Source organism: Paenibacillus sp. J22R56 (assembly GCF_056269375.1).
The window spans coordinates 438,071-462,507 of record NZ_JBWDNV010000004.1; the positions used below are offsets into that span (position 1 = coordinate 438,071).

At 46.7% G+C, this 24,437-nt stretch carries 18 protein-coding genes; 16 read left to right on the top strand and 2 right to left on the bottom strand.

Annotation, left to right across the window (positions count from 1 at the left end; all coding sequences use genetic code 11):
- The first annotated feature begins 5 nt into the window (after nt 1-5).
- The 3 genes from AC0YNT_RS12600 (at nt 6) to AC0YNT_RS12610 (ending at nt 5,861) form a co-directional block, all read left to right on the top strand.
- On the top strand, nt 6-3,734 hold the full coding sequence (locus tag AC0YNT_RS12600) for a S8 family serine peptidase (protein ID WP_475804870.1): 3,729 nt from the start codon (nt 6-8) through the stop codon (nt 3,732-3,734).
- A 567-nt stretch (nt 3,735-4,301) separates the two neighbouring features.
- A complete protein-coding gene (locus tag AC0YNT_RS12605) occupies nt 4,302-5,138 on the top strand; it encodes an RMD1 family protein (protein ID WP_475804871.1) in 837 nt (278 codons plus the stop codon).
- Nucleotides 5,139-5,231: 93 nt separating this feature from the next.
- Nucleotides 5,232-5,861, top strand: a complete 630-nt coding sequence (locus AC0YNT_RS12610) for a 2OG-Fe(II) oxygenase (RefSeq protein WP_475804872.1) — start codon at nt 5,232-5,234, stop codon at nt 5,859-5,861.
- A gap of 59 nt (nt 5,862-5,920) precedes the next feature.
- Here the strand turns inward: AC0YNT_RS12610 and AC0YNT_RS12615 are convergent, their stop codons facing one another.
- Complete coding sequence (locus AC0YNT_RS12615; protein WP_475804873.1) at nt 5,921-6,595, bottom strand: SDR family NAD(P)-dependent oxidoreductase; 675 nt, start codon at nt 6,593-6,595, stop codon at nt 5,921-5,923.
- A 152-nt stretch (nt 6,596-6,747) separates the two neighbouring features.
- On the opposite strand from AC0YNT_RS12615, the gene AC0YNT_RS12620 reads away from it, so the two are divergent.
- The 11 genes from AC0YNT_RS12620 (at nt 6,748) to AC0YNT_RS12670 (ending at nt 22,751) form a co-directional block, all read left to right on the top strand.
- A complete protein-coding gene (locus AC0YNT_RS12620) occupies nt 6,748-7,302 on the top strand; it encodes a TetR family transcriptional regulator (RefSeq protein ID WP_475804874.1) in 555 nt (184 codons plus the stop codon).
- A 109-nt stretch (nt 7,303-7,411) separates the two neighbouring features.
- The gene (locus tag AC0YNT_RS12625) at nt 7,412-8,968 is read left to right on the top strand and encodes an ABC-F family ATP-binding cassette domain-containing protein (protein WP_475804875.1); all 1,557 of its coding nucleotides are present in this window, start codon (nt 7,412-7,414) and stop codon (nt 8,966-8,968) included.
- A 160-nt stretch (nt 8,969-9,128) separates the two neighbouring features.
- Nucleotides 9,129-10,637, top strand: a complete 1,509-nt coding sequence (locus AC0YNT_RS12630) for a sulfatase family protein (RefSeq protein WP_475804876.1) — start codon at nt 9,129-9,131, stop codon at nt 10,635-10,637.
- An 82-nt stretch (nt 10,638-10,719) separates the two neighbouring features.
- Complete coding sequence (locus tag AC0YNT_RS12635; RefSeq protein WP_475804877.1) at nt 10,720-11,571, top strand: helix-turn-helix transcriptional regulator; 852 nt, start codon at nt 10,720-10,722, stop codon at nt 11,569-11,571.
- 49 nt (nt 11,572-11,620) lie between these two features.
- Nucleotides 11,621-13,630: an alpha-L-arabinofuranosidase C-terminal domain-containing protein gene (locus AC0YNT_RS12640; RefSeq protein ID WP_475804878.1), complete on the top strand. Its 2,010-nt coding sequence runs from the start codon at nt 11,621-11,623 to the stop codon at nt 13,628-13,630.
- A gap of 643 nt (nt 13,631-14,273) precedes the next feature.
- On the top strand, nt 14,274-15,410 hold the full coding sequence (locus AC0YNT_RS12645; protein ID WP_475804879.1) for a hypothetical protein: 1,137 nt from the start codon (nt 14,274-14,276) through the stop codon (nt 15,408-15,410).
- A gap of 27 nt (nt 15,411-15,437) precedes the next feature.
- On the top strand, nt 15,438-16,973 hold the full coding sequence (wsfD, locus tag AC0YNT_RS12650; protein ID WP_475804880.1) for a glycan biosynthesis hexose transferase WsfD: 1,536 nt from the start codon (nt 15,438-15,440) through the stop codon (nt 16,971-16,973).
- Complete coding sequence (locus AC0YNT_RS12655; protein ID WP_475804881.1) at nt 16,970-18,547, top strand: hypothetical protein; 1,578 nt, start codon at nt 16,970-16,972, stop codon at nt 18,545-18,547. The genes wsfD and AC0YNT_RS12655 overlap by 4 nt, the downstream gene beginning before the upstream one ends.
- Nucleotides 18,544-19,794, top strand: coding sequence for a glycosyltransferase family 2 protein (locus tag AC0YNT_RS12660; protein WP_475804882.1), 1,251 nt, complete (start codon nt 18,544-18,546; stop codon nt 19,792-19,794). The genes AC0YNT_RS12655 and AC0YNT_RS12660 overlap by 4 nt, the downstream gene beginning before the upstream one ends.
- Nucleotides 19,795-19,809: 15 nt before the next feature.
- Nucleotides 19,810-21,894 (top strand): cellulose biosynthesis cyclic di-GMP-binding regulatory protein BcsB, encoded by a 2,085-nt coding sequence (locus AC0YNT_RS12665; RefSeq protein ID WP_475804883.1) that lies wholly within the window; start codon nt 19,810-19,812, stop codon nt 21,892-21,894.
- A 5-nt stretch (nt 21,895-21,899) separates the two neighbouring features.
- Nucleotides 21,900-22,751 carry a diguanylate cyclase domain-containing protein gene (locus AC0YNT_RS12670; RefSeq protein ID WP_475804884.1) on the top strand — a complete coding sequence of 284 codons (852 nt, stop codon included), beginning with the start codon at nt 21,900-21,902 and terminating at the stop codon, nt 22,749-22,751.
- Nucleotides 22,752-22,812: 61 nt separating this feature from the next.
- On the opposite strand, the gene AC0YNT_RS12675 is transcribed toward AC0YNT_RS12670, so the two are convergent.
- The gene (locus AC0YNT_RS12675; protein ID WP_475804885.1) at nt 22,813-23,400 is read right to left on the bottom strand and encodes an NAD(P)H-dependent oxidoreductase; all 588 of its coding nucleotides are present in this window, start codon (nt 23,398-23,400) and stop codon (nt 22,813-22,815) included.
- A 121-nt stretch (nt 23,401-23,521) separates the two neighbouring features.
- On the opposite strand from AC0YNT_RS12675, the gene AC0YNT_RS12680 reads away from it, so the two are divergent.
- Both AC0YNT_RS12680 and AC0YNT_RS12685 read left to right on the top strand, forming a co-directional pair.
- The gene (locus tag AC0YNT_RS12680; RefSeq protein WP_475804886.1) at nt 23,522-23,953 is read left to right on the top strand and encodes a MarR family winged helix-turn-helix transcriptional regulator; all 432 of its coding nucleotides are present in this window, start codon (nt 23,522-23,524) and stop codon (nt 23,951-23,953) included.
- Nucleotides 23,954-23,968: 15 nt separating this feature from the next.
- Nucleotides 23,969-24,382, top strand: a complete 414-nt coding sequence (locus tag AC0YNT_RS12685; RefSeq protein ID WP_475804887.1) for a GNAT family N-acetyltransferase — start codon at nt 23,969-23,971, stop codon at nt 24,380-24,382.
- The last annotated feature ends 55 nt before the right edge of the window (nt 24,383-24,437 follow it).

Here is a 24,437-nt window from a genome sequence, read left to right on the forward strand (position 1 = left end):
AAAACTTGAATAGAAAACGAGGAAGAAATTCGTTGGTTGCGATTCTTTCTATATCATTACTGCTCAGTCTGTTTGCCGCTCAACTACCTGCTCACGCAGAGTCAAGAAAAAGCCAATGGCCGGCAGAACAACGAGCAGAGGATCAATCGCAATCGATCACTCCGGAAGATGGAAATGAGCCTACAGCAGATCAGAAACAATACGAGCAACCGTCAGAAACGGCATTCCGTAAAGAGGATAGTGAGTCTGTTGCAGATAGCGAGCAACGGATTATCGTTAAATATAAAAAAGGGGCAAGCATAGAACAGATTCGATCGAAGCTTGCTGCAGCACAATCGTTGGGACAATCGTGGGAATTGACCAACTCCGGTCTGGGAGTGATGAAGATCTCTCCAACAGCGGATTTGGAAAAGGCGATTGCAGCTTTAAAGCAAGATCCAAACGTGCTTTATGCAGAGCCGGATTACAAAGTCCAAATCGCCTCTCTTCCGAACGATCCAAGATTTAGCGAACAATGGGGATTGCATAACGAAGGACAACCGGCTGTTATTGATGGAGATATAAAATTGTATGGAACCGTTGATACGGATATCAATGCGCCAGAGGCTTGGGAGATTACCCAGGGAAGCGATAACGTTGTCGTTGCCGTCCTTGATACAGGAATTGATATTTACCACCCCGATTTGGCCAATAGTATTTGGCTGAACAAAGGTGAAACGCCAGATAACGGAGTCGACGATGATCACAATGGTTTTGTTGATGACGTGCACGGATGGGATTTTTACAATAAGGATAATTCGCTTTTTGATGCATGGGACGGTGACATTCATGGCACACAAGTCGCGGGAATCATTGCCGCATCCGCAAATAATGGTATTGGGATTGCAGGAACGGCGCCGAATGTAAAGGTTTTGCCGTTGAAAGTGATCGGACCCGATGGAACAGGATATATTTCGGATATCATTAAGGCGATTCAATATGCGGAGCAAGTGGGAGCACAAGTTGCAAATCTTAGCTGGGTTACCCAAATACCAAGCTTGGCGTTGGAAGAGGCAATTGAAGCATCTCCCCTGTTGTTTGTTGCGGCAGCCGGCAACGATTTAGAAGATGGCACGTCCAACGAAGTTCGAGACTTAGATGTTAGTCCGGTATATCCGGCTGCTTATGACAGCGATAATATTCTTTCCATTGCAGCAATGAGTTTTGATAATGTGCTGGCTTGGTTTTCAAATTACGGAAAAAACACCGTAGACGTGGCTGCACCAGGTTCGAATATACTAAGTACGGTTCCTGCTCGAAATATTGGGTTGGGAGCGCAGATCAACAATGGCACGTATAAGGCTATTGTGAATAACATCGGATTCGAGTTTATTAACGATGATCTTAAAAGGCTTGAGACATTCAAGAAAGCACTTCAGTATCTAAAGCCATCGAGCGGCTTAAGTCCTAAGATTCTTCTTGTGCAGGATGACGAGAGCGAACTGCCAACCAGAATCAATTCCTTGCTAACTTATCAAAAATTGCTTGATTCTACCGGTTCTACGTATGAAACTTTGACATTGCTTCCTGGAGAAGACGGCCCTTCACTAGATACGTTAAAATCGTATGATGTTGTGATTTGGTTTACTGGCAACGCAACGGGAGCCATTATTGATGATGGGACTACGATTTATCAATCAACAAATTTATCCGAAACCGATCAGCAAAATCTGACGGGCTATTTAAACGGTGGGGGCAATCTGCTTTTAAGCGGACCGATGGCGTTAGGCGGAATAATAAACTCTTCGTTTATGAATGATATGTTACATTTGGAATTTGTAAGGGCAGAAAATAGTGATAATGAATCTTGGATTGCAGCTAGTGGAGTACCCGGGTCCTTATATGATGGGCAAGCGTACGATCTGACGGATACGGGTATATATGCGGATTTCGAATCCAATGACCCTTCGATTACAGTCATGAACCTGGAAATTCCTACGGTTGATTATGCGCACGGTGGGGGTACCTCTTTTGCTGCTCCATTCGCTTCTGGAGCTGCTGCCTTACTCTTCAGTCAAGATCCTGGGGAAAATGCTGAAGATGTGAAAGAAAGAATCATCCTTGGAGGTAAACCATTTAATGCTTTAACAGATAAAACCGTTACCGGTAAAATGGTGAATGCTTATAAAGCGTTAAACACGAATGATATTCCGGGTAAACCTATCCATGGGGCAAGCATTAAAGGTATCCTGGATTCGGCAAAAGAAAAACGGGATGTTGTATACTACGTTTATCTGCGTGCAGGCGAAACATTGGATGTCTCGCTAACCGGAAATGCAGGAACGGATTTCGATTTATACCTTTATGATTCAACGGCTGCCTCGGTTTCGGCGGTTGCAGGAATGGTCACTTCTTCAGAGAAGATTAACAGCTCGACGGAAACCATTTCCTATGAGGCAACTGAAGCGGGCTACTATTATATTGATGTTTATGCTTTTGCAGGCGCAGGTAATTATACACTCCTCAAAACCCAAAATTATCGGGACAAGGGAGCAGGTACCTACGAGGATTCGAACGCTGCACTTATCTATACCGGCGCTTGGTCAGTGGGATCTAAACCGGAGTATTCAGGCGGAACAGCGAAACAACTGAACGAGGTAGGTCACGTTGAATTTTCGTTCACAGGCAACCAGATTGAATGGATTGCCTTTAAGGACAGTGACCAGGGAATTGCCGATGTATATATCGACGGCAATAAAGAAGCCTCGCCTTCTTTATACAGCAGCACCTTCTTGCCCAAGCAATCCGTCTTCAAGCAAACGATGCCGTATGGCGTCCATACGATTAGAATCGAATGGACAGGCAATCAGGATTTGAAGTCGTCAGCCGCTTCCGTGAATGTGGATTCTTTCATTGTAACCGAAGCTCCTGAGACGTTTACAGTAACCATGCAAGAAAACGATCTAGGAGCTATATACTACGGGGACTGGAGAACATATGAATCAGCGGCATATTCCCAAGGATTCGAAGTGATGTCAATCAGTAAGGGGGATTACGTCGACATCTCATTTACAGGAACACGATTGAAGCTGCTGGCTTCATTGACTCCATACACTGGCGGCGAAGCAACGATTACCATTGATCATCGACCAGGGACAGCCCAGACAATCAGCTTTAAGGGAGAGCAAAAGAATCGAGTTCCCGTCTATGATTCAGGCGAGCTGTCGAATGGTCCGCATGTGCTTCGGATTGTCAATACGAGTCCTGAACTTTATTCTTCGATCTCTGTCGATGCACTGATTGTGACCAAGGCAACGAAAGAAGAAGCGATGCTAGAACCGGTAACCATTATTCAGGAATATTATCCTGGCGTTGTTTTTGAAGGGGTATGGAATACTTCAATTAGCAGGAAATATTCCGGTGTGAGTGCCAAATATACAAACGTATCAGGCAACTATGTGGAATATACATTTGAGAGCAACAAGATCAAAGTGCTAGGTGAAATGGGGCCGAATCGAGGCAAAGTAAATATTTATATCGACGGACAACTCGTCACGGACTCGCCAATCGATCTGTATAGCAGCAAATATAAATACAGAACATCCATTTTTGAATCGGACATTCTGGAGTTCGGCAAGCATACGATCAAAGTGGTGAACGCTGGGGAGAAGAATAGGCAATCTTCGGGAACCTACACTTCAATTGATGCGTTCCTTGTGGTAGGCGCTTCTGACGATGGATTTAGTACAGAATAACCGCTGGACGGTCGATAAAGAATAAAAGCACAGCTGGTAGAAAAAAACGATCGTCCGGCTCCTATCATTCAGGGGCTGGTGATCGCTTCTAGCTTTAAATCTTGGGACGCTGTTGCGTGATTCGCAGCAACGTCCTTTTTTCTTGACAATGAACTCCCAGTATTCAAGGCTGAAGTAATTATGACAGCGGTTCCTCATTTCGTTGTTTATACGAGTCCATTGACCGGACAAGCCTGTTCTTGATCACGATTGTATTTCCGAGTTTCCGCATCCTCTAGCAATATACGAACGGTTTGACTGGCAATCTTAATTATTTGTTAGAAACGGCTGTCGATCGGATTTAGTCAAATGAATGACGCTGTTATTCATGATCTTGGCAGGCACACAAAACCGTTCCGATTCGCGTAGAATGATTTTAAAGGAAGCACAATTAATAGATGTGATCTGGCCAATGTAGTTTTAAACCTTGAACTGGTGGCTGGATTTGTTGCAGGGAATGGTAATGGTTATAAGGCAAAGCGACAGGGAATAATATGGTAATACTGTCCATCGAAATGAGTGATAGAAATGAAGGAAGTTACCTTTAAAGCCTATGCGATTACCAATGAAATTGATTTGAACCAAATTGCCATCCATTGCGGCATCCCTAAGAAATACACCTGGGAGCAGCCTTTAATCCTGAAGGGTGATGTTCTAGCCTCTATCCTTGAGCATCAGGTTGACGATTCACAGCAGGTGCTGGTATTTTCCTTTGGCAGCCTTGTCTTCGTTAACAATTCACGTCCTAAAGATATACAAAGCTTTATGAAATACGTCCAGTCCTTCGAGCCAGACATCGATATTACGAATGCCGATCGATATACCGATGATTACCGCCTTCATTATGGAGAGATCGAGACGATGGAGTTAACCGATGAATACGTGGAAGTACCTGAATATGAGGTGTTCCATCCTGAGCTTATAGCCACGGTACTTGCGAAATCGGTTGCGCTGGAGAAGATAGAAGAGCAGCTTGGGAAAATCCATGACAAGCTTGAGAACATGATTGAACGGCTGGAAAAAGGAAGGCTCAGAATCGGCAACAAGGAACTAGCCAGGACGACGGCTATCATATTGCGTTACGAGTACAACACCCTTGGTTATATCATGATTTTGGACAAGCCTGATATAACATGGAGTATTAGCCATGCCGGCGAATTTTATGATAAAATGCTGGAGTTTTTTGAGCTGAATGATCGATATAAAATTTTGAAAAGCAAAACGGATCTTTTACATCACATTATGGAGGGGTTCTCCACGATCAGTCATTCGATACGGGGACTATTTGTAGAATGGATCATCGTGATCCTTATTGTAATTGAAGTCGTGCTGACCGTATTACAGATTGCAGGATTGCTGCCATAAAGGTATTTTTCCGTTAGATGGAGAATTACTAATCGACTGATACAATGCCGAATCGAATACGACCTCAGTATTCTTTATTGGAGGATCGAGAAGATGACCATTAAAGAGCAGACGATCGTAACGTCTACGGGCAACAAAATCCTAACCAAGGATAAAGAGATTCGTATCGTTGGCAAAATGGATGAACCACTTATTTTGATCCTGGAAAATGTATTAAGCTCCGAGGAATGCGACTTGATGATTGACTTGGCTACAGCTAGAATGCAGCGAGCCAAGATAGGGAACTCTCACGATGTTAGCGACGTTAGAACAAGCAGCAGCATGTTCTTCGAGGAAAGTGAAAATGAAAGCATTAAACAAGTGGAATCCCGAGTTGCTGAGCTGATGAATATTCCGGTCTCCCATGCGGAACCGCTGCAAGTGCTGCGTTATCAGCCTGGTGAACAGTATCATCCTCATTTTGACTATTTCACAAGAGGTAATGACGTTAATAATCGGATCAGTACGCTGGTGATGTATCTGAATGATGTGGAAGAAGGCGGAGAGACGTATTTTCCATCGCTTCATTTTTCGGTCACACCTAAGAAAGGCAGTGCCGTTTACTTCGAGTATTTCTATAACGATGCCCACTTAAACGAATTAACGTTACATGCGGGTCATCCCGTAGCAGCCGGGGAGAAATGGGTAGCGACCCAATGGATGAGAAGACAAAGATATCGCTAAATTTTTAAAATAGACAAGAAGGCCGGGATCCCGCTGAGGATTCCGGCCTTCTTTTATAGTTAGAACTTAGTTGGATCAATCCCCTGCGGGAACGTTTCTTCAAAATGATCCTTGCTCTCATATAGGTTGTACCAAGTCTCAGCAATCAGATCGGGATCACCCGCTGTACCCGGCTGTATGAAGGTTCCAATTGAGAGATGTCCGACATAGATCCCTTTGTCCTTCAATTCATTGTGCAGGTTTGTCGCATAATTACGGAGACCCGACATGGCAATCCCGACATTCCCAACAAAAGGTATAGGGAACATAGCCGATAAGCCTGTTGTAAATAGAATAGCTCCTGAGCCTTGAGCGATCATGTCTGGTAAAACCTCATTGACGGCCAGAAGGGCAGGCATTAAATGGCTGTTCACTTGTTCCAACACGTCATCATGGGTTGTTTCTAACACATGCTTGAAAATTTGCGGTCCTGCATAAGGGCTGAATTCGAGAACATCAATACGGCCAAAATCTTGCTTGGCAGCTTGTAAGGCTTGCCTAAGAGCAGCTAAATCAGATACATCGGCCACATAAGACTTCGCTTCAATATTCAGTTGGTTAAGCTCATTAACGATAAGGGCTAATTTCTCAGGATTTCGTGCGATAGCTGCGACCTTGAAGCCCTGCTCACCGAATTTTTTGGCAAGAGACAATCCTAGTCCCGGTCCTGCACCAATAATTGCAATAGTTCTCATTTTATATAAACTCCTTTTCGTGATATATTAAGTCAACGCGTGTTGCTTTAATAAACATACCGTGGATCATGAAACGGAGCAACCAACAATGTAGATACGAATGTTGCTATAGCAACAGGTTGGCAAAGATGTCGGGGAAGGAGTGAGCGAATGTGGGGACAAAAGTTAGAAATATACGAAATACGAATACGAAGCAGTCTTTAATCAGCGCCTTTATTCGATTAGTGAATGAAAAGGACTTTGATAAAATAACAGTGGCCGATTTAACCAGTGGGGCGCAAGTGAATCGGGCTACATTTTATGCTCATTTCAATGATAAGTACGAGTTGTTAGACTACATTGTTGTGGATTCTGCTTCAACGGTTATTGCAAACCGCACATCAGAAGTAGTGAAGTTCGATCATGACAGCATCAAACAACTCGTATACGCTGTATGCGACTTTCATCAACCACCGAATATTCAATGCCGCCGCAGTTATTTGAATTTAATTCCGCTGTTGAAAGAGAAGATGTTAATGGAGTTAAGAACCTATTTATCTGAAAGTTTAGCTGCCATTTATACAGACACAGAGAAGGGCTTTTATGTCCCTATGTACGCGAGTATGATTCTGGAGGCTGGTTATTTATGGGCATCTGGGGAAGTAGCTTTGGATAAAGAGGAAGTAGCTGAGAGGGTTTCGTTGTTAGTGATAGGAGGCGGCAAGTAAATTTTAGGAATATCCGCTAATGTCCGGAGTTGAATGAACGGATCTGTGTTACAATGATGCTTTGCGAGTGCTAATTAAGGTTTATATAAATGATTGGAGATAAATAATAATGAGTTTGTTAACAGTTGAGCAGTTGTCGCATACGTTTGGCGATCGGGTGTTGTTTAGGAATGTGTCTTTCCGTCTGCTTGAGGGGGAGCGTGTTGGGCTTGTTGGTGCGAATGGTACGGGGAAATCTACGCTTATGAATATTTTGACAGGTAAGCTGCTCAAGGACGAAGGCAAGGTGGAATGGACACCGCGTATTCGTTATGGTTATTTGGATCAGCATACAAAGCTTGAAGCAGGGAAGACGATTCGTGATGTTCTGAAGGATGCGTTTCTGCCACTGCTCGTGTTAGAAGAGGAGCTTAACGACATTGCTGCGCAAATGGGCGATGCCGATCCGGATAAGCTGGAGCAGCTGTTAGAACGTATGGGAGAAATTCAAGAAGAGCTGGAAATCGGCGATTTCTACTTAATCGATGTAAAGGTCGATGATATGGCTAATGGCTTAGGTCTTAATGCAATCGGGCTTGACCGCGATGTTACCGCACTAAGCGGCGGACAACGGACGAAGGTTCTGCTTGCCAAGCTGCTGCTTGAGAAGCCGGGCGTTCTGCTGCTTGATGAGCCTACCAACTATTTGGATGAAGAGCATATTAACTGGCTGACCAATTATTTGAAAAACTATCCGTATTCGTTCGTTCTGATTTCTCATGAAACAGCCTTTATGAACCAGGTCGTTAACGTGATTTATCATCTTGAATTCACGAAGATGACGCGTTACTCGGCCAACTATGAAAAATTCTTGGAGATGTCTGAGCTGAACAAAGCACAGCATATCGACGCTTATGAGAAACAGCAGGATTATATTAAGAAGCAAGAAGAGTTTATTCAGAAAAATAAAGCTCGCGCTTCAACCTCTGGACGTGCGAAGAGCCGTGAGAAGCAGCTCGTCCGGATCGATCGTATCGATAAGCCGGAGGAGGCAGCAAAGCCAACCTTTAACTTTAAGGAGTCCAGAACAAGCGGCAAGACGGTATTTGAAGCAGATGGAATGGTCATCGGCTATAACAAGCCGCTGCTGCCTAAGATGGATATGGTTATCGAGCGAGGCGACAAGATTGCAATCGTAGGCTGCAACGGTGTTGGTAAGTCGACGCTGCTTAAGACCATTCTTGGGGTTATTCCGCCACTGGATGGCAAGACCTATCTTGGCGATTATTTAAATCCTGCCTACTTTGAGCAGGAAGCGAAAGCCCCTACGATGACTCCGCTGGAGGATGTATGGGATGAGTTCTCCTTCATGAACCAGCATGAGGTTCGGGCAGCGCTTGCCCGCTGTGGTCTGAAGAACGAGCATATTACACGTGCTCTGAATCAGCTTAGCGGTGGAGAACAGGCGAAGGTTCGGCTTTGCAAGCTGATGATGCGAGAGAGCAACTGGATCCTATTCGATGAGCCGACGAACCATTTGGACATCGTCGCTAAAGCCGAATTGAAGCGCGCTCTGAAAGCTTACAAAGGTACAGTCGTACTCGTCTCTCACGAGCCTGATTTCTATGAAGATTGGGTAACAAAAACGTGGGATGTTGAATCTTGGGCTATGCAGAGCCAAAGATAAGGAATAGATGGAATAGGGAGGCAGTCACGAAACCGTGATGTGCCTCCCTTCTTTTGTTGACCAGGACCCAACATTTTGCCAAATACATAAGGACATTCCCATTGGACCCGAGCTGAGCTATGATACCCTCAAAGTCACTAAAGCAACGGGAGGTATTGCGGTGGATCGACCTAACATTCTGCTTATTACTAGCGATCAGCAGCATTGGAATACGATAGGGGCATTTAATCCGGAGCTTCACACGCCTAATCTGGATCGGTTAGCGAAGGAGGGGACGACGTTCACTCGGGCGTATTGCCCGAATCCGACCTGTACACCTACAAGGGCATCCATCATTACCGGGACATATCCAAGTCAGCATGGGGCATGGACGCTTGGTACTAAGCTGCTCGAGGACCGTAAGACTATTGGGGCAGATTTCTCGGAGGCGGGTTATAAGACATCTCTGGTCGGTAAAGCTCATTTTCAGCCGCTGCACAGCACGGAGAAATATCCGTCACTGGAGGCCTATCCAACACTGCAGGATTTGGATTTCTGGCGTAACTTTAATGATCCGTTTTATGGCTTTGACCACGTCGAGCTGGCGCGTAATCATACGAACGAAGCACACGTAGGGCAGCATTATACCCTCTGGTTGGAGGAGAAAGGCTGCGATAACTGGCGGGATTACTTCCTAGCACCAACAGGGACGATGGATCCATCAATCACACACACTTGGCCAATCCCAGAAGAGTTCCACTATGATACGTGGATTGCCGAACGAACCAACGCTCTTCTTACACAATATAAGGAGGCTAACGAGCCATTCTTCTTATGGTCGAGCTTCTTTGATCCGCATCCTGACTATCTTGTACCCGAGCCTTGGGATCGTATGTACGATCCAGATAAGCTGACGATTCCGGGAGTGATCCCAGGGGAGCATGATCAGAATCCACCGCATTTTGGGCAAACACAGCAGGAGAATCCAGACTTCTCTCACTTGCTGGAGACAGGGCGGGCGATTCATGGCTATCAATCACATTTGCTGCCGGATACGGAACGTAAGCAGCTAGTAGCGACCTATTACGGGATGATCAGCCTTATGGATAAGTATATCGGCCGTATATTGGATAAGCTCGACGAGCTGGGGCTTGCTGACAATACGATTGTCGTGTTTACGACGGATCATGGTCACTTTTTTGGCCAGCATGGTTTGCAATATAAGGGAGGCTTCCATTACGAAGATCTAATCAAGCTTCCGTTTATTGTTCGTTATCCGGGCCAAGTTCCTGCAGGGCAGCAGTCGTCTGCGATCCAGTCTCTTGTTGATTTGGCTCCGACCTTCCTTTCTATGAGTGGCCTGGACATTCGTTCTGAGATCACAGGGGTTGATCAAAGTGAGGTTTGGCGTGGCAAAAGCTCTTCAGCGCGAGACCATGCGATTTGTGAATTCCGGCATGAGCCAACGACCATCCATCAGAAAACTTATGTGAATCAACGTTATAAAATCACCGTGTACTACAATCAGACATACGGCGAGATTTTTGATCTGGAGAACGATCCAGGCGAGCTGCGTAATTTGTGGGATGACCCCGAGCATCAGGCTTTAAAAACAGAGCTGCTGCTGAAATACGTTTGGGCAGAGCTTGGGAAGGAACCAATGCCGATGCCTCGTATTTGGCATGCGTGATCCGGGACAATAACGTGTAGCTATACAAGAGCGAGTTAAGTATCCTTAAGTAAGAGTCAGAATCCTAGGGGAGGTTTGACGATTGAAGGAGCACGCTCATGAATATGTGGATTTCCGTTATTATACACCGTCCGAATTCGAGAAGCTGGGAGGGTTATGGCCCATCCGGTCCGGCAGCAACGTGGCGAAAGCCAATTATGCCATAGGCACTCGTATGATCGAGTGTTACTCCATTCACTTTGTTCTGAATGGATCAGTAGATTTTACGTTCGAGGAAGGGAAGGAACGTCTCAGGAAGGGAGATTTGTTCTGTCTGTATCCCGGCCGAAAACATAGCTATCAGGTTGCTGAATATACAACACACTCGCCTCTTCGTATGTGTTGGCTGGCTTTTGACGGGCCGCAGGCATCCCATCTGCTAGAGAGAATCGGGCTGACCGAGGGAAGGCCTTATCTTCACGGTAAAGCTTCCGCTGAGGTTCATGACCTTATCCAGCTGATCTTCGGCTGGATGGCTGATGAAGGGGCAGAGCTTCAGCTTCAGCAAGCCCTTTATCAGTTGTTCGCTATGCTTTCTCTTCCGCCCAATGAGGGTCAGAAGAAGACGGTAGATTGGTTGAAAAAATGCGAGGATTACATAAGCAGCCATTATATGGAGCCAATCAGTGTATCCGATGTGGCAGAGATCGCTGGTGTTCATCGCTCTCATCTATACATGGAATTTACCCGCAGCTATGGGATGGGGCCCAAGCATTATTTGATTCAGAAGCGGATGGAGAAGGCGAGTGAGCTGCTGCTGCAAGCAACGCTTACGATAACCGAAATTGCTCTCTCGCTTGGGTATGCGGATGTGTATGCATTCTCCCGAGCTTTCTATAACTTTTACAGCATCTCACCTAGTAACTATCGTGTTCAGCATCATTCGTCGCAATGATGTGTCGACCTTTAAAAGCTAATTAAGAGGAAAGTGAGGACATTTAAAAATGAACAATCTTTCGACTATTACTATAGATACGGCAGCCGCCGGTGAAGAACGGATTAACCCGTTTATCTTCGGCCACTTTGTGGAGGATATCCGCGATCATATGGACGCGATGCTCGCCTTCACACTTAAGGATATAGACTTTGAGGAAGAGGCCGCAAGCCATGGTGTATCGGCGGGCTGGTACCCGGTGACGAATGGGAAAAACACACAATACAGCCTGGAGCCAGCCGCGCTTAAGCATTCCGGCCACAGCCAGAGAATCCGCATCCTCAGTGATGACCGTTGTTACGGAGGAATTGCTCAGCGTGTAGCAGTCAAGGGTGGTATGACGTACCGGCTGTCGCTTGTTGCGAGAGCAGCGATTGAACTGAAAGCGCTCGTCTGCGAGTTAGTTGACCCGGAAACAGGAGATCAGCTAGGCAAGGCTGAGCTTGAGCTGACGAACCATAATTGGCAGACCTATGAGTTCGAACTTACGGCTTTGAAGTCGCACGAGCGGGCAGAGCTTAGACTTCTTATCTCCTCGGAAGAGGAGGTCTGGAGAGATTCTACCGGCTCGGGTATGTTGTGGATCGATCATGTATCGATGCTGCCGGAAGATAGTGTTGGCTTCGTGAAACGTGAGGTCGTGGAGATGACCCGGCAGCTGAAGCCGGGCATGATGCGGCTGGCCGGCAACTATATCAGCGCCTATCACTTCGAGCATGCGATCGGGCCGGTGCTGGAGCGTCCAAATATGGTTAATGAGGCATGGGGTGGATGGACGAACAAGTATTTTGGCACAGATGAGTTCCTTGCCTTCTGCCAAGCAACAAATACCGAGCCGCTCATCTGCGTAAATGCAGGAACGGGCACGCCGGAGGAAGCGGCGGCATGGCTGGAGTATTGTAATGGTGACGAGAGTACACCTTATGGGGCATTGCGTGCAAAGAACGGACATCCGGAGCCGTATAGGGTCCGTTATTGGGAGATCGGCAATGAAATTTATGGACCTTGGCAGCATGGGCATTGTACCGCTGAGCAGTTCGCTGAGCGCTACATTAGATTCGCTGAAGCCTTGAAGCGGGTGGATCCGGATGTTGTTCTTCTCGCTTGTGGTGATGTTGATCCTGCCTGGAATCGCACACTGCTGGCGGCCGCAGCAGAACATATTGATATGCTGACGCTGCATATTTACCATGGCTCTGCTACGGTTGGCATCCATCCGGATACGTCGAAGGAAGCAAGATATGCTGCTGTATCCTCCTTCCCAGAGGTATCTCGAGCCATTATTAATCAAGCAGGTGAGCTGATTAACAGCGATACTCGTTATGGCCACGTCAAGCTGGCGATTACGGAGTACAATACCATGTATTATCCGAACACGATTCGAAAAGGGCTGCCAAACGAGCATACACTTGAAGCAGCGGTTGCTAATGCAGCGAATCTGAATGAATTTATCCGTCAGTCAAATCTGGTTCAGATCGGCAGCTACTCTGATCTCGTCAACGGTTGGCTCGGCGGCTGCATTCGGGTAGGCGACCACTATGCGGATCAATATCGTGGTAAGGTTGCCGGCTGGAGTGGGAAGAGCCAAACGGTATATGGAACGCCAACGTACCATGTCATGCAGCTGTATGCGAACCGGCCGATTGCGTCGGTCGTACCGGTACAGACGGAATGTGGTTCTTATCCTTGGGAAGGAAGCCGCCCACAGTTTGGACTTGCGGCGACACCGCTGCCGACGCTTGATGTAGCAGCATGTCTGGATAACAGCAAGCAGGTGCTGACCGTATTTGTTGTTAATAGAGGGTTGGAACCCGAAGAGGTTGATATCCGTGCTTTAGCGTTTGAGCAGGAGCAGGCTGTGCTTTGGGAGATTGGTGCTGACGATTACGAGGTAATCAATTCCGTGTTTGAGCCAGAACGGATCCTTGCAACTGAAAGGTCGCTAGCACTTTCGAATGACGGTCACCTCCGGGTGAGACTTCGTCCTCATTCCGTCAACGTGCTGGAGCTTCGACGTTAACAGGGGGGCTGTCCCATAAGTCATTATAATGACGAGGGGACAGCCTCTTTATTTCATTTGGTACGTGGTAGTACAACGATAAGACCCTCACAGGATCTTATGATTACTAATTCCACTGAACTACCACTGTATAAAGCCCCCGCAGGGTCTTATTACACCTCCAAGTGCTCAAGACAGCTAGGTTTTCTACCAATATTAAGAAAATAAGACCCTCGCAGGGACTTATGAATACTAGTTTCCCATAAAGAACGCCCTATAAGACCTCCCCAGGGTCTTATAGAACGTAACTCTTTTTACCAGGCTGTCCCATGTAGAGGAACTCCTTTGAGTTTCCTGCATGGGGCAGCCCTTTTTTTATAGGATATATTTGGCACTATTATCCTATATTATAATTTAATGTGTAAATATTTAACATAAATGGACTTAAAACTCCATACTCGGGACTTTAAGCTTAGTTTTGTGTAACTAATTCTCAGTTCCTCATATTTTAAAAACAATTTTAGGTTATTATGAAGTAAAATCGTCTATTTTTAGACTTTTTTTAAAATTCCCATTAAATTCTAATCATATTTCAATAAAATTATTAAAATTTGATATTCAAAAGATGATAGAATAGCAGAATATATAGGTGGAGTTGAAGTCGGTGAAAAAGCGGATTACTCTTCTGGCGGCCCTGACAGCTGTATTGCTGGGAGTGGTCTGGTTTTTTAGCAGTCTCGGTGACAGCAGAAGCGAGAGTGGCGAAGCGGTTGAGGTGGTTCCTGCCAGATACGGAGATACGCTGGGGTTTAAGATGCATCGTCTGGAGCTGCAGCGGTTCATTGAGCTGAAGCTGATGGGCGAAGCTGGTGTCTTTACGAATTACAAGGAAACCGATGAAGCCGCGGAAGTCGCAACTGGGCACGAGACATTAAGTGAATCTGCAGGTCTGCTTATGCGTTATTATGTGCTGACCGGGCAGAAGGATGCCTTTGACGCCGTGTGGTCTCGGTCAAAGCAGACGCTGGCAACGGAAGCTGGCTTTAGTTATCGATATAGTCCTTTACTCGACAAGCAATACCCGGTTAATGCCGTCGTTGACGATTTGCGGATTAATCGCGCGCTGCATGAGGCAGAGACTGCTTTTGGTGATGCGTACGGACAGGAAGCTGATCGCTATGGTGACCTTGTATTTGAACATAATGTCCAACAGGATAAGCTATTTGACTTCTACGATATAACCTATGGAACGACTAATGATTTTTTAACTTTATGCTATGCCGATTTTCAATCTATTCGATTGTTAGACATCTCGTCAAAGGATAAACGAGAATTGGAAAACAAGCTTTTGGAAATCGTCTCGGGTGGGTATTTATCTGATAAGTTCCCGTTTTATGAAACCCGCTATGAGTACGCAACAAATACATACGGTGATCATGAGGGTGAAATAAGTACGATCGAGTCACTGCTGACGGTGTTATCTTTGGCTGAAATCGGCACGGAGCGTGCCCCAAGCATCACGTACATTAAGAAGGTTGTAGAGGCAGGCACGCTGTACGGCCGTTATGATCGTGAAGGTAAACCGGTTACGGATATCCAGTCTACAGCAGCTTACGCCATTGCGGCGCTGATCGGATCAACGATCGGGGATAAAGCACTTTATGAGGAAAGTATTCACCGAATGGAACAATACCGAATTGAGGATGGGACAAGCCCGATTAACGGCAGCTTTGGGAATGCAGCTACTGAAGAGGTCTACTCGTTCGATAATTTGTTGGCTTTATTGGCTTATGCCTATTAAGACTTCAGAAGTGGAAAGGGGCATAGCATGAATAAGCTGCAGCGGATGAAATGGAAACAAACGCTCTTCTTCTTAGAAAAGTACATATCTCCGGCCTCGCTGGCGGCGTTTGGTGTTGCGCTTATTCTGCTGATTGAGCTCTTTATTCCTCCTTATGTCGGCATGGCGGATAATGGGGACTATTACCGGATTCTTTACAGCAATGGCTTGTACTTTAATGTGCCGGATTATACGAGCCAAACTCTCGGATATTTTGTAAAAACTTTCGGAATTTTCCAATATTACAATGATAGTGCGCTGTTGTGGTCTTCGCAGACGCTATTTGTCCGCTTATCGCTTCAGATCAGTGAGTGGTTTGGTTATGATAAGCAGTTTGATATACGAATACAGGCTGCGCTGTACGGTGTGCTGTACGTTGGTGCCGTGTATTTGCTCGTGAAGGCCGTAACCTGGAAGGCTTCACGCAGAGCAGGCTATGGGCTGGCAGCTGCTGCGATTTTTGTGTTTGGGGACATCGGGTATGTCGCCTATTTCAATTCTTTCTATAGTGAGAGCGTCGTGCTCGTTATGCTGCTGCTCTTGTTCAGCGCCTGTATGCTGCTTTACCAGCGGCAGTACAACGATTATTTCTTGTTGTTCCTGTTTGGCGTCAGCGCAATCATACTCACGACGAGTAAACAACAGAATGCGCCTATTGGTTTGATCGTTGCTATTGTTGGGGTATTGTTCGTCTTCCTGCGGCGGGAGAGGATATTTCGGGTAATCGCCGGACTGCAGGCAGTCGTGCTGCTTCTTACAGCAGTAGGTACGTATGCCCTTATTCCGGAGCAATTCGTAAACATAAACAAATACCACGCAATGACGCGAGGTGTGTTGATGACGACGGATAATCCGGAAGAAGCACTGGATTTTTTTGGCATAGACAAGCAGTTCGCTGTCCTTACCGGTGAGATTTATTATGACCAGTTCTCCCCTATTCCCGTCGAATCGGAAGAGATGCAGGTTCAATTCCTGGACAAATATGGATTCCCATCAATTGCACGGTATTACTTATCCCATCCCGATGCAGCGAGCAAGATTTTTGAGACAGCGGCGCATTACGCTTTTTCGAACCGAACGAAGCTTGGCAACTATGAGCAGGCGGCGGGTAAGCCCTTTGGGGCCCGTACGGTGGCCTTTTCCGGATACAGTTATCTGAAAGAGCTAGCGGCTCCCAAGACATCGGGGTTCGTTGTATTATGGTTGATTGTGATCGCTGGGCTGTATGCCCCTTCGTTCTATAGGGCCGTTAAGGCGCGTGCCCTTCGAAGGGCGCTTCGTCTTCCTATAATCCTCATGATGATGGCAGCGGGGCTTTGTGCGATGGGGCTAGCCGTCATTGGCGCCGGAGATGCGGACATCGCAAAGCATGAGTTTTTATTCGCGGTGGCGTTTGATCTGGTTACCTTCTGGACGATTGCCGACTGCGTCTGCCGCCGGTTATGGGGGCCAAATGCGCAGAGAAATGCGGGCGAAGAAGACGACGAACAATCGTTGGCGCAGCAGCAGGAGGGACAGCAATGAGCAGACTCGCAGCAATTAAGCATTGGTTGTTCTATACGGTATGTCTCAGCTTACTGGCAGCTTTGCTGCTCCCGGCCTCCGCGGCTGCACAAGAGGGGTCTAAACCTGCGAATGTACTTCTCGTCTATGACAGCTTGGGGGTTGATACACCTGCAGCTGGTAATTTAGAAGCTTTGCAGCAGCTGCTTCTATCGTTTGGGATGGCAGTTAAGACGATAGCGTCTGACACCTATAAGCCTGAGATGGCAGCGGATTACGAGAAGCTGATCACAATTTGTAACACGGAGGATTTGTGTGACTCCATCACGCATGGGGCTGAACAATACACGGAAAAAGACCAGTTGCATATCGGGTACAATCCCCCGGACATTCTTCGCAGAAAGCTCGCATTGCAGACGGAGACCAGAACGAGGCAGTCACTTAAGCTGTCGGTTGATGGACTCTCGCAAGATAATGTATTTGTCAGTCGACTGGATTTCATTGCAGAAGGAAAGGGCGAGACTTACGGACAAATGACGTCTACGGACGGGACTATTAATGCTCCATTCGCTATTAAGGCTGGCGGCTATGCCTATGTGCCGTATTTCGAGCCGGGCAATATGAGTGAAGTGGCGATCACCTACTTTCTGCGGGCATGGCTTGGTGTAGAAGCTGCGGCTGCTCCCACACAGGCGTATTTGCTCATTCGTGAAGTAACGCCGTTCATTGATTTGAATAGACTTGAGGGGCTTTCGAAGCAATTGTATGAAGCCGGCATTCCGTTTCTGGTTAGTGTTAGCCCACTGTTCAGCAATACAGATTATCCGGCAATGAAGCGATACCTGGCTGCTCTGCAAACCGTGCAGTCCTATAACGGCAGTGTACTTGTCAACGTACCGACACCAACGTCTATGGGACAGGATTCTTCGATTCTAAAGGAGCAGATGGACGGGTTTTTAAATGATTTGGCCGAAGTGGGTATTGCCCCTCTTGGCATGACGGGTGAAATGAAGAGAGCGCAGGAGAAGAGTGGACGCGAAGCGGGCTTTGCGTTCTCGGATACAACGATTTTGTTCCCAAATGAAACAGCATTCATGCAGGAACAATCGGAGGCTGTTCAGCCTTTTCCTTCGTCACCTTACAGTATGCGAGGAGAAGAACTTCTCCAGCTTAATCGTGCGGACAAAATATGGCCTGCTTTTCCGGTTGATCTGGCGATAACTTTTGATTGGTTTGAGAGTGAAGCCAAGCAGGAGGAGGCTGTTCAGTCTATAGCGGGCAGTTGGCTGCCATTCGCTGACTTTAAGTCCGGTGAGCATAGCCTGAGCAGCAGTTCGCACAAAGCCGAATCTTTACAAGGGGCACTGCTTCTCGACGGCAAGCCGGTTGACCTGCAGTATCGGTCGAATCCAACGGAGGAAGTTCTTCAAGTGAAGGCACCCGTACAAAAGGAGAGCTTTCATCTGTTGTTTTCTGTGCAGAGCAGGGTCTTGATTGTACTGATTGTAACAACATTAATGCTGTTCATCGTTTTCCTAACGGTCGGATATCGTTTGTATAAGAGAAAATACTACAAGTCGGGAGGGAGTTTATGACGATACCGGATATATTAATGGTTATTTGCGTTTTATGTATCTGGTCTTTACTACTCGTAAATATAGCGCTGATCATCGCTGGTTACTTCTACTATATGAAGCTGGAGAGTGAGATGCCGCCCGAGCTCATAGGGGAAGCGCCTTTTGTATCCATCATGGTACCGGCACATAATGAAGGCAAAGTGATTACCAAAACGGTAGAGTCATTACTCGCACTTGATTATCCGCATGACCGGTATGAAATTATCGTTATTAATGATAATTCTTCAGATAATAGCAGTGTACTGCTAGGTCAATTGCAGGAGAAATATAAGAGCCGCAATCTGATCATCATTAATACCGACAATATTACCGGAGGTAAAGGGAAATCGAATGCGCTTAATATCGGCTTCACCCGCAGCAAAGGGGAGCTGATCGCCATTTACGACGCAGATAATACCCCGGAGCGGACTGCGCTTCGTTATCTTGTAGCCGAAATTGTTAATGATGCTAAGCTTGGCGCGGTTATCGGCAAATTTCGGACGCGGAACCGGGATGAGAACCTGCTTACCCGATTTATTAATATTGAGACCTTATCGTTTCAGTGGATGGCACAAGCAGGCAGGTGGAAGCTGTTCAAGTTATGTACGATTCCAGGCACCAACTTCATCATGCGACGGCATATTATTGAGGCGATTGGAGGCTGGGACACGAAGGCGATCGCGGAAGATACAGAGATCAGCTTCCGAATTTACATGATGGGCTACCGAATCAAGTTCCAGCCAAAGTCGGTTACCTGGGAGCAAGAGCCCCAGACGGTTAAGGTATGGTTCAAGCAGCGAACACGCTGGGCGAAGGGTAATATTTATGTCATTGTCAAAAACATCCCTCTGCTCTTCCGTCCGGAAGCGCGTACCATTCGCTTCGATATCTTATATTTTCTAGCCATCTATTTCTTACTAGTTACATCGCTCTTAACGTCGGACTTGTTACTTGTCCTGCATGCTCTAGGTTATGTCCATACGACGATTTCGGGACTAAGCTTCTACTTGTGGATGCTCGCCATCACGCTGTTCGTGGTCGGGACGTTTGTTACGCTTATTACGGAGAAGGGCGAAATGCGTCCTTCGAATCTCGGTATTATTTTACTTATGTACGTCAGTTACTGTCAGCTATGGATGCTCGTCGCTGCCAACGGCCTTTATCAATATGTGAAGGACGTTATTTTTAAACGCGAAGCCAAATGGTACAAAACGGAACGGTTCTGAGAAGGAAGTGATCACATGAATAGAAGAACAGGAATTGCGGTATGGGCGGCAGTTGCTCTGCTTGCCGCACTGCTTCTTCCGGGCGCAGGGACAAGAACCGCAGCGGCAGCGGAAGTGCAGAAGACATACGAAACACCAATGACGGAAACCTCGCTTTTGGGCACAAGCGCGTATGCTCAGCAGTTTTTTCAGGTGCCGAATTATTGGAAGGTCGAAAGCGCAGCGTTTAGGCTGGATTATAAAGTATCACAGCTTACGATCAATGATTCATCAATCGTTACGCTAAAGCTAAACGGCAAGCCATTCTACACGTTAAGGCCAGGGACCGATACGAATAAAAAGGTGACCCGAACCATTGGTCTTCCGCTTGAGTACTTGAAGAGCGGTGTGAATGAGCTGACAATTGAAGGGGTTATTCAGACTAGAAATAACGCGGATCAGATCTGTACCCCAACGCAGGATCAGGGCAGCTGGCTGCAAATTTTCGACAGCTCAGGTGTCGATATGAAATATGGATTGAAGCCTGTAGGTGCGAGTATCAGCGATTTCAGCCGCCATTTTATTGGACTGGATACGGTGCAGGATGGGCTTGCTGCTGTATTTGTACCGGAGAAAGGCGATCTGAATGAAACGGAAGCTGCCGTATATGCGCTGACCGGATTAGCCGGCGTAAGTGAGGATACCTCGCATATCATTCCACTCCTGTCTTACCGTGCAGATAATGTGAAAAATAAACCGCTTGGCGTATTGGTAGGGCTTACGAAGAATCTTCCGTCAGACCTGCGCGCAAAGCTGAATGAGACCTCCCTGCAGGATAAGGCGCTTATCCAGCTTATCCAAAGTGGCACATCCTCTATGCTGGTCGTAACGTCAGACAATGAGGCGATGCTGAAAAAAGCCGGCCGATTCATTGGCAATTCCGCCTTGATGGAACAATTGCAAGGTTCATCAAAGGTTGTGGACGAGGCGACAGAGGTTAATACGCCAGTCTCCAGCATCAATCGTTATTTTCCGCTGACGGATTCGGGTGACAAGCTGACCGGTTCATCGCATCGAGAGAAAAATTATTTCATCACGCTGCCTAGTAACCGCTCCATTGCGGAAGCCAGCAAGCTGAGTCTGGATTTCCGCTATGCTGCCAATTTGGACTTTGACCGTTCGATGATTACGGTGCTGGTTAACAATGTACCGATCGGCAGCAAGAAGCTGACTGCCGAGCGAGCGGGCGGCGACAATCTCGAATTGACCATTCCGAAGAACCTTGGTATTTCCGGCAACTTCACGATCACGACGGCTTTTGATTTGGAGTTGAAGAACGCAGTGTGCACCGGAAATCAGGATCAGATGCCATGGGCGTTTGTTGCGAAAGATTCGGTGCTGCAGCTGAACACAAAGGATCGCACCGATATGCTGTTCAACAATTACCCGTATCCATTCCTTCGGGACGGCAGCTTTAACCGAGTAGCCGTTGTACTGCCGCAAACCCGCGATGGTTATACGTATTTAGCGCTGTCTAACTTGTTTAACCTGATGGGACAATTCGCCGCTTCCAATACCGGTGAAATTCAATTCTATACAGATGAGGTTGCGGAGAGCGAACTTAAGGACCGGCAGATCATTGCGATTGGAACATACGCCAATAATCGTTACATCAGGGATAACAACAAAAAGTTATTTTTCAAATATGACGATAAAGGCGAAGGGTTCTTGTCTAATGAGAAGGCAAGTATTGAAGAAGGCTACGGACGGAGAATCGGGACGCTTCAGCTTATCGACTCCCCTTATGGCAAAGGACATGGCTTCCTGGCGGTTACAGGGAGCAGCTCGGAATACGTCTATTTAGCGTCAAAGCTGGTCGGCAACTCGGCCAATTTATATAAAATTTTCGGTGATGGAGCTATGGTCGACAAAGACGGACAGGTCAACGCCTTCCGCTTCAAGAAGGAAGCGGAGTCGAATGAGCCGGCCGTACTTACCCAAGTGCTCGATCGCAGTGACGTTGTCAGCTTCATCGTCGTAATCATGCTTGTGCTTGTTCTGGTGCTCGTATCGCTTGTGCTTCTCGTTCGTAAACACCGGAAGAAGAGAAGAAGGAGGTAGGAATCATGAGACGTAACTCAAGCCTGTTATCCGACGGGGGCTTCCTGCTTCTGTTCATCGCGTGCTTCGTCACGATCATGTTTACGGCGCGTGATCCAAATCTTTATCTGCAAAACATTATCTTCTTGAATGTGGCGTTCCTGATCGCGATCATCACGTATTTTACGACGATTACGACGGGGCTTATTTTAAACATCCTGTTTGTGTTTGGGTATGGTACGTTCACGATCTATCAGACGGTTGTGCAGGGAGATGTCGTAACCGCCCAAAGCTACTTCTGGCTGTTCATGACGCCGGTGTTTACCGCGATAACCTGGATGTTCACCCAGGCGAGCAAACAGCTTCAAGAGCAGAACGACATGCTGAAGAAGAAAAATGCTTCTCTCGCAACGATGGATGAGAGTACGAATCTGAAAAATATGCTGTCCTTCCAGAAGGATACGACAGTGTTTATGGCATTGTCAGATCGCTACAAGATTCCATTGACGTTGCTTGTTCTGAACGTCAAATACTGGCATGAGCTGAGACGTATGATCGGCGAGGAGCAGCTTAATGCGGCTGTCTACAATATTACAACGATCAGCCAGACAAGCATTCGGGCGAATGATTCGCTGTATATGCTGACGCAGGATAACCCAACTTGGGGGCTGCTCCTGTTCACGGACCGGGATGGCGCAGATATTGTAATGAATCGGATCCGAAGCAGAATGATTGAGATGAACGAGACGGAGAGATCTAGCCGCAACCGATTTGAGCTCAACCTTAGAATGGGTGCCTTCGAGTATAATGCCGAAGAAACACCTACACCTCTGGAATGGATTGCTCGGGCACGGAAGGAACTAGAGTATGATGTATAGCAGAGTCTGTTGACTCTGCTCAAGGTAAGGCAGCTGCGAATCGCATGCTGCCTTTTTTATTTTATTGCGCAATCGTCTTAAAATATTGATAAATCCGGTCCAGCTTCTGCTCTTGCTTGCCTTGCTTTTTCTCCATGCCGCCAAATTCGAAAAACTTCACTTTCTTAATACCAACATAGCTGAGCAGGGCTTTTCGCATCAGTACCTTATGAGCGTTATTCAGCCAGAGCAGAGGATAGAGAGTGGGACCCTTCATCGTGGAGACGCATACGACTGTCTTACCCTTCAGTAAGCCTTCTGGAAGCATTCCACCCTTATCGCGATAAGCGAAATTGGAAGCGAACATCCGGTCAATGTAGCCAAGCAGCATAGCAGGGGGGCGTCCCCACCAGATTGGATAAACGAATACGATTTTTTCTGCCCAAAGCAGCTGATTTCGATATTTCTCCAGCTCCGGATCAATATGCATATCTCTTCTTCGTTTGTCCTCGTTGAACACGAGAAGCGGATCAAAGGATTCGGCATACAGATCCAGCACTTGGACTTCATCTACAAGCGGATTTTCTTCCAGACCTTGTATCGTTCTCTGTAGAAATGAGTAGCTTAGACTATGATGATTCGGATGCGTATAAATAATAAGGGTTTTCATAGGGCACCTTCTTTGTTATCATTTGATAAGAAGTTACCATGTGGTCAAATTAGTTGTCAATAGATAATTGTTATTTGATAACAAATATATGCCTGAGCCTAATACAAGGAGATGTTTTGGTATGGCCTCCAAGGAAATCGTCTTTCAACAACTGGTCTTCCTTATTGCATCCTCTCATCAACTGCATTACGACATGACCAAGGATTTGCCGATGGATGATATTACGCCTCTTCAATATGGTATGCTGGAGCTTTTGTCGGTGAAGCAGCCGATGACCTTAAGTGAAATCAGCGATTGCACAGGCATCTCGATGCCGAACACAAGCCGGGAAATCCGAAAGCTGACGGAAAAAGGGTTATGCGAGAAGACCGGGGATGGGGAAGATCGCAGAAAACAGTACATTCGACTTTCTTCGCTGGGCGAGGAGAGAATGGCCTTAGCATTCGATCATATGAATAAGCTGTTTATGCAGCAGGTTAAGGATGTATCGGATGAGGAATTGTCCCGAATATCTGAAGCACTGCATGTGCTTGGATCGACCATTTTTCGATAATTAGGGGGATTAATCATGGACAAGAAGATTGATGTTCTTAGTAAGGCACCGGGTCCAGAAGAATATCTTGCTCTAAGGGCAGCTGCAGGATTAAGTCCACGAGATGTGGACGGCGCCAGGATTGCCATGAACAATTCCATCTTTGCGGTTACCCTGAGAGATTCAAGCCAGCAGCTGATTGGGATGGGCAGAGTTATAGGAGATGGCGGCTGTTTTTATCAAATCGTGGACATCGCCGTTGATCCTGATTATCAAGGACATGGTTACGGCAAGCGGATTATGACGGAATTGATGGAATATCTAAATACCCATGGGCAAAAAGGGGCTTTCGTCAATCTGATCGCGGATATACCCGCGGATGGCTTGTACAAGAAATTTGGGTTTGAATACACCGCTCCGAACTCTGTTGGGATGTACAAAAAACTATAGAACATGCAAAGAAGCCGTGCTCCTGTTCAAGGAGTACGGCTTCTTTGATGTTGCT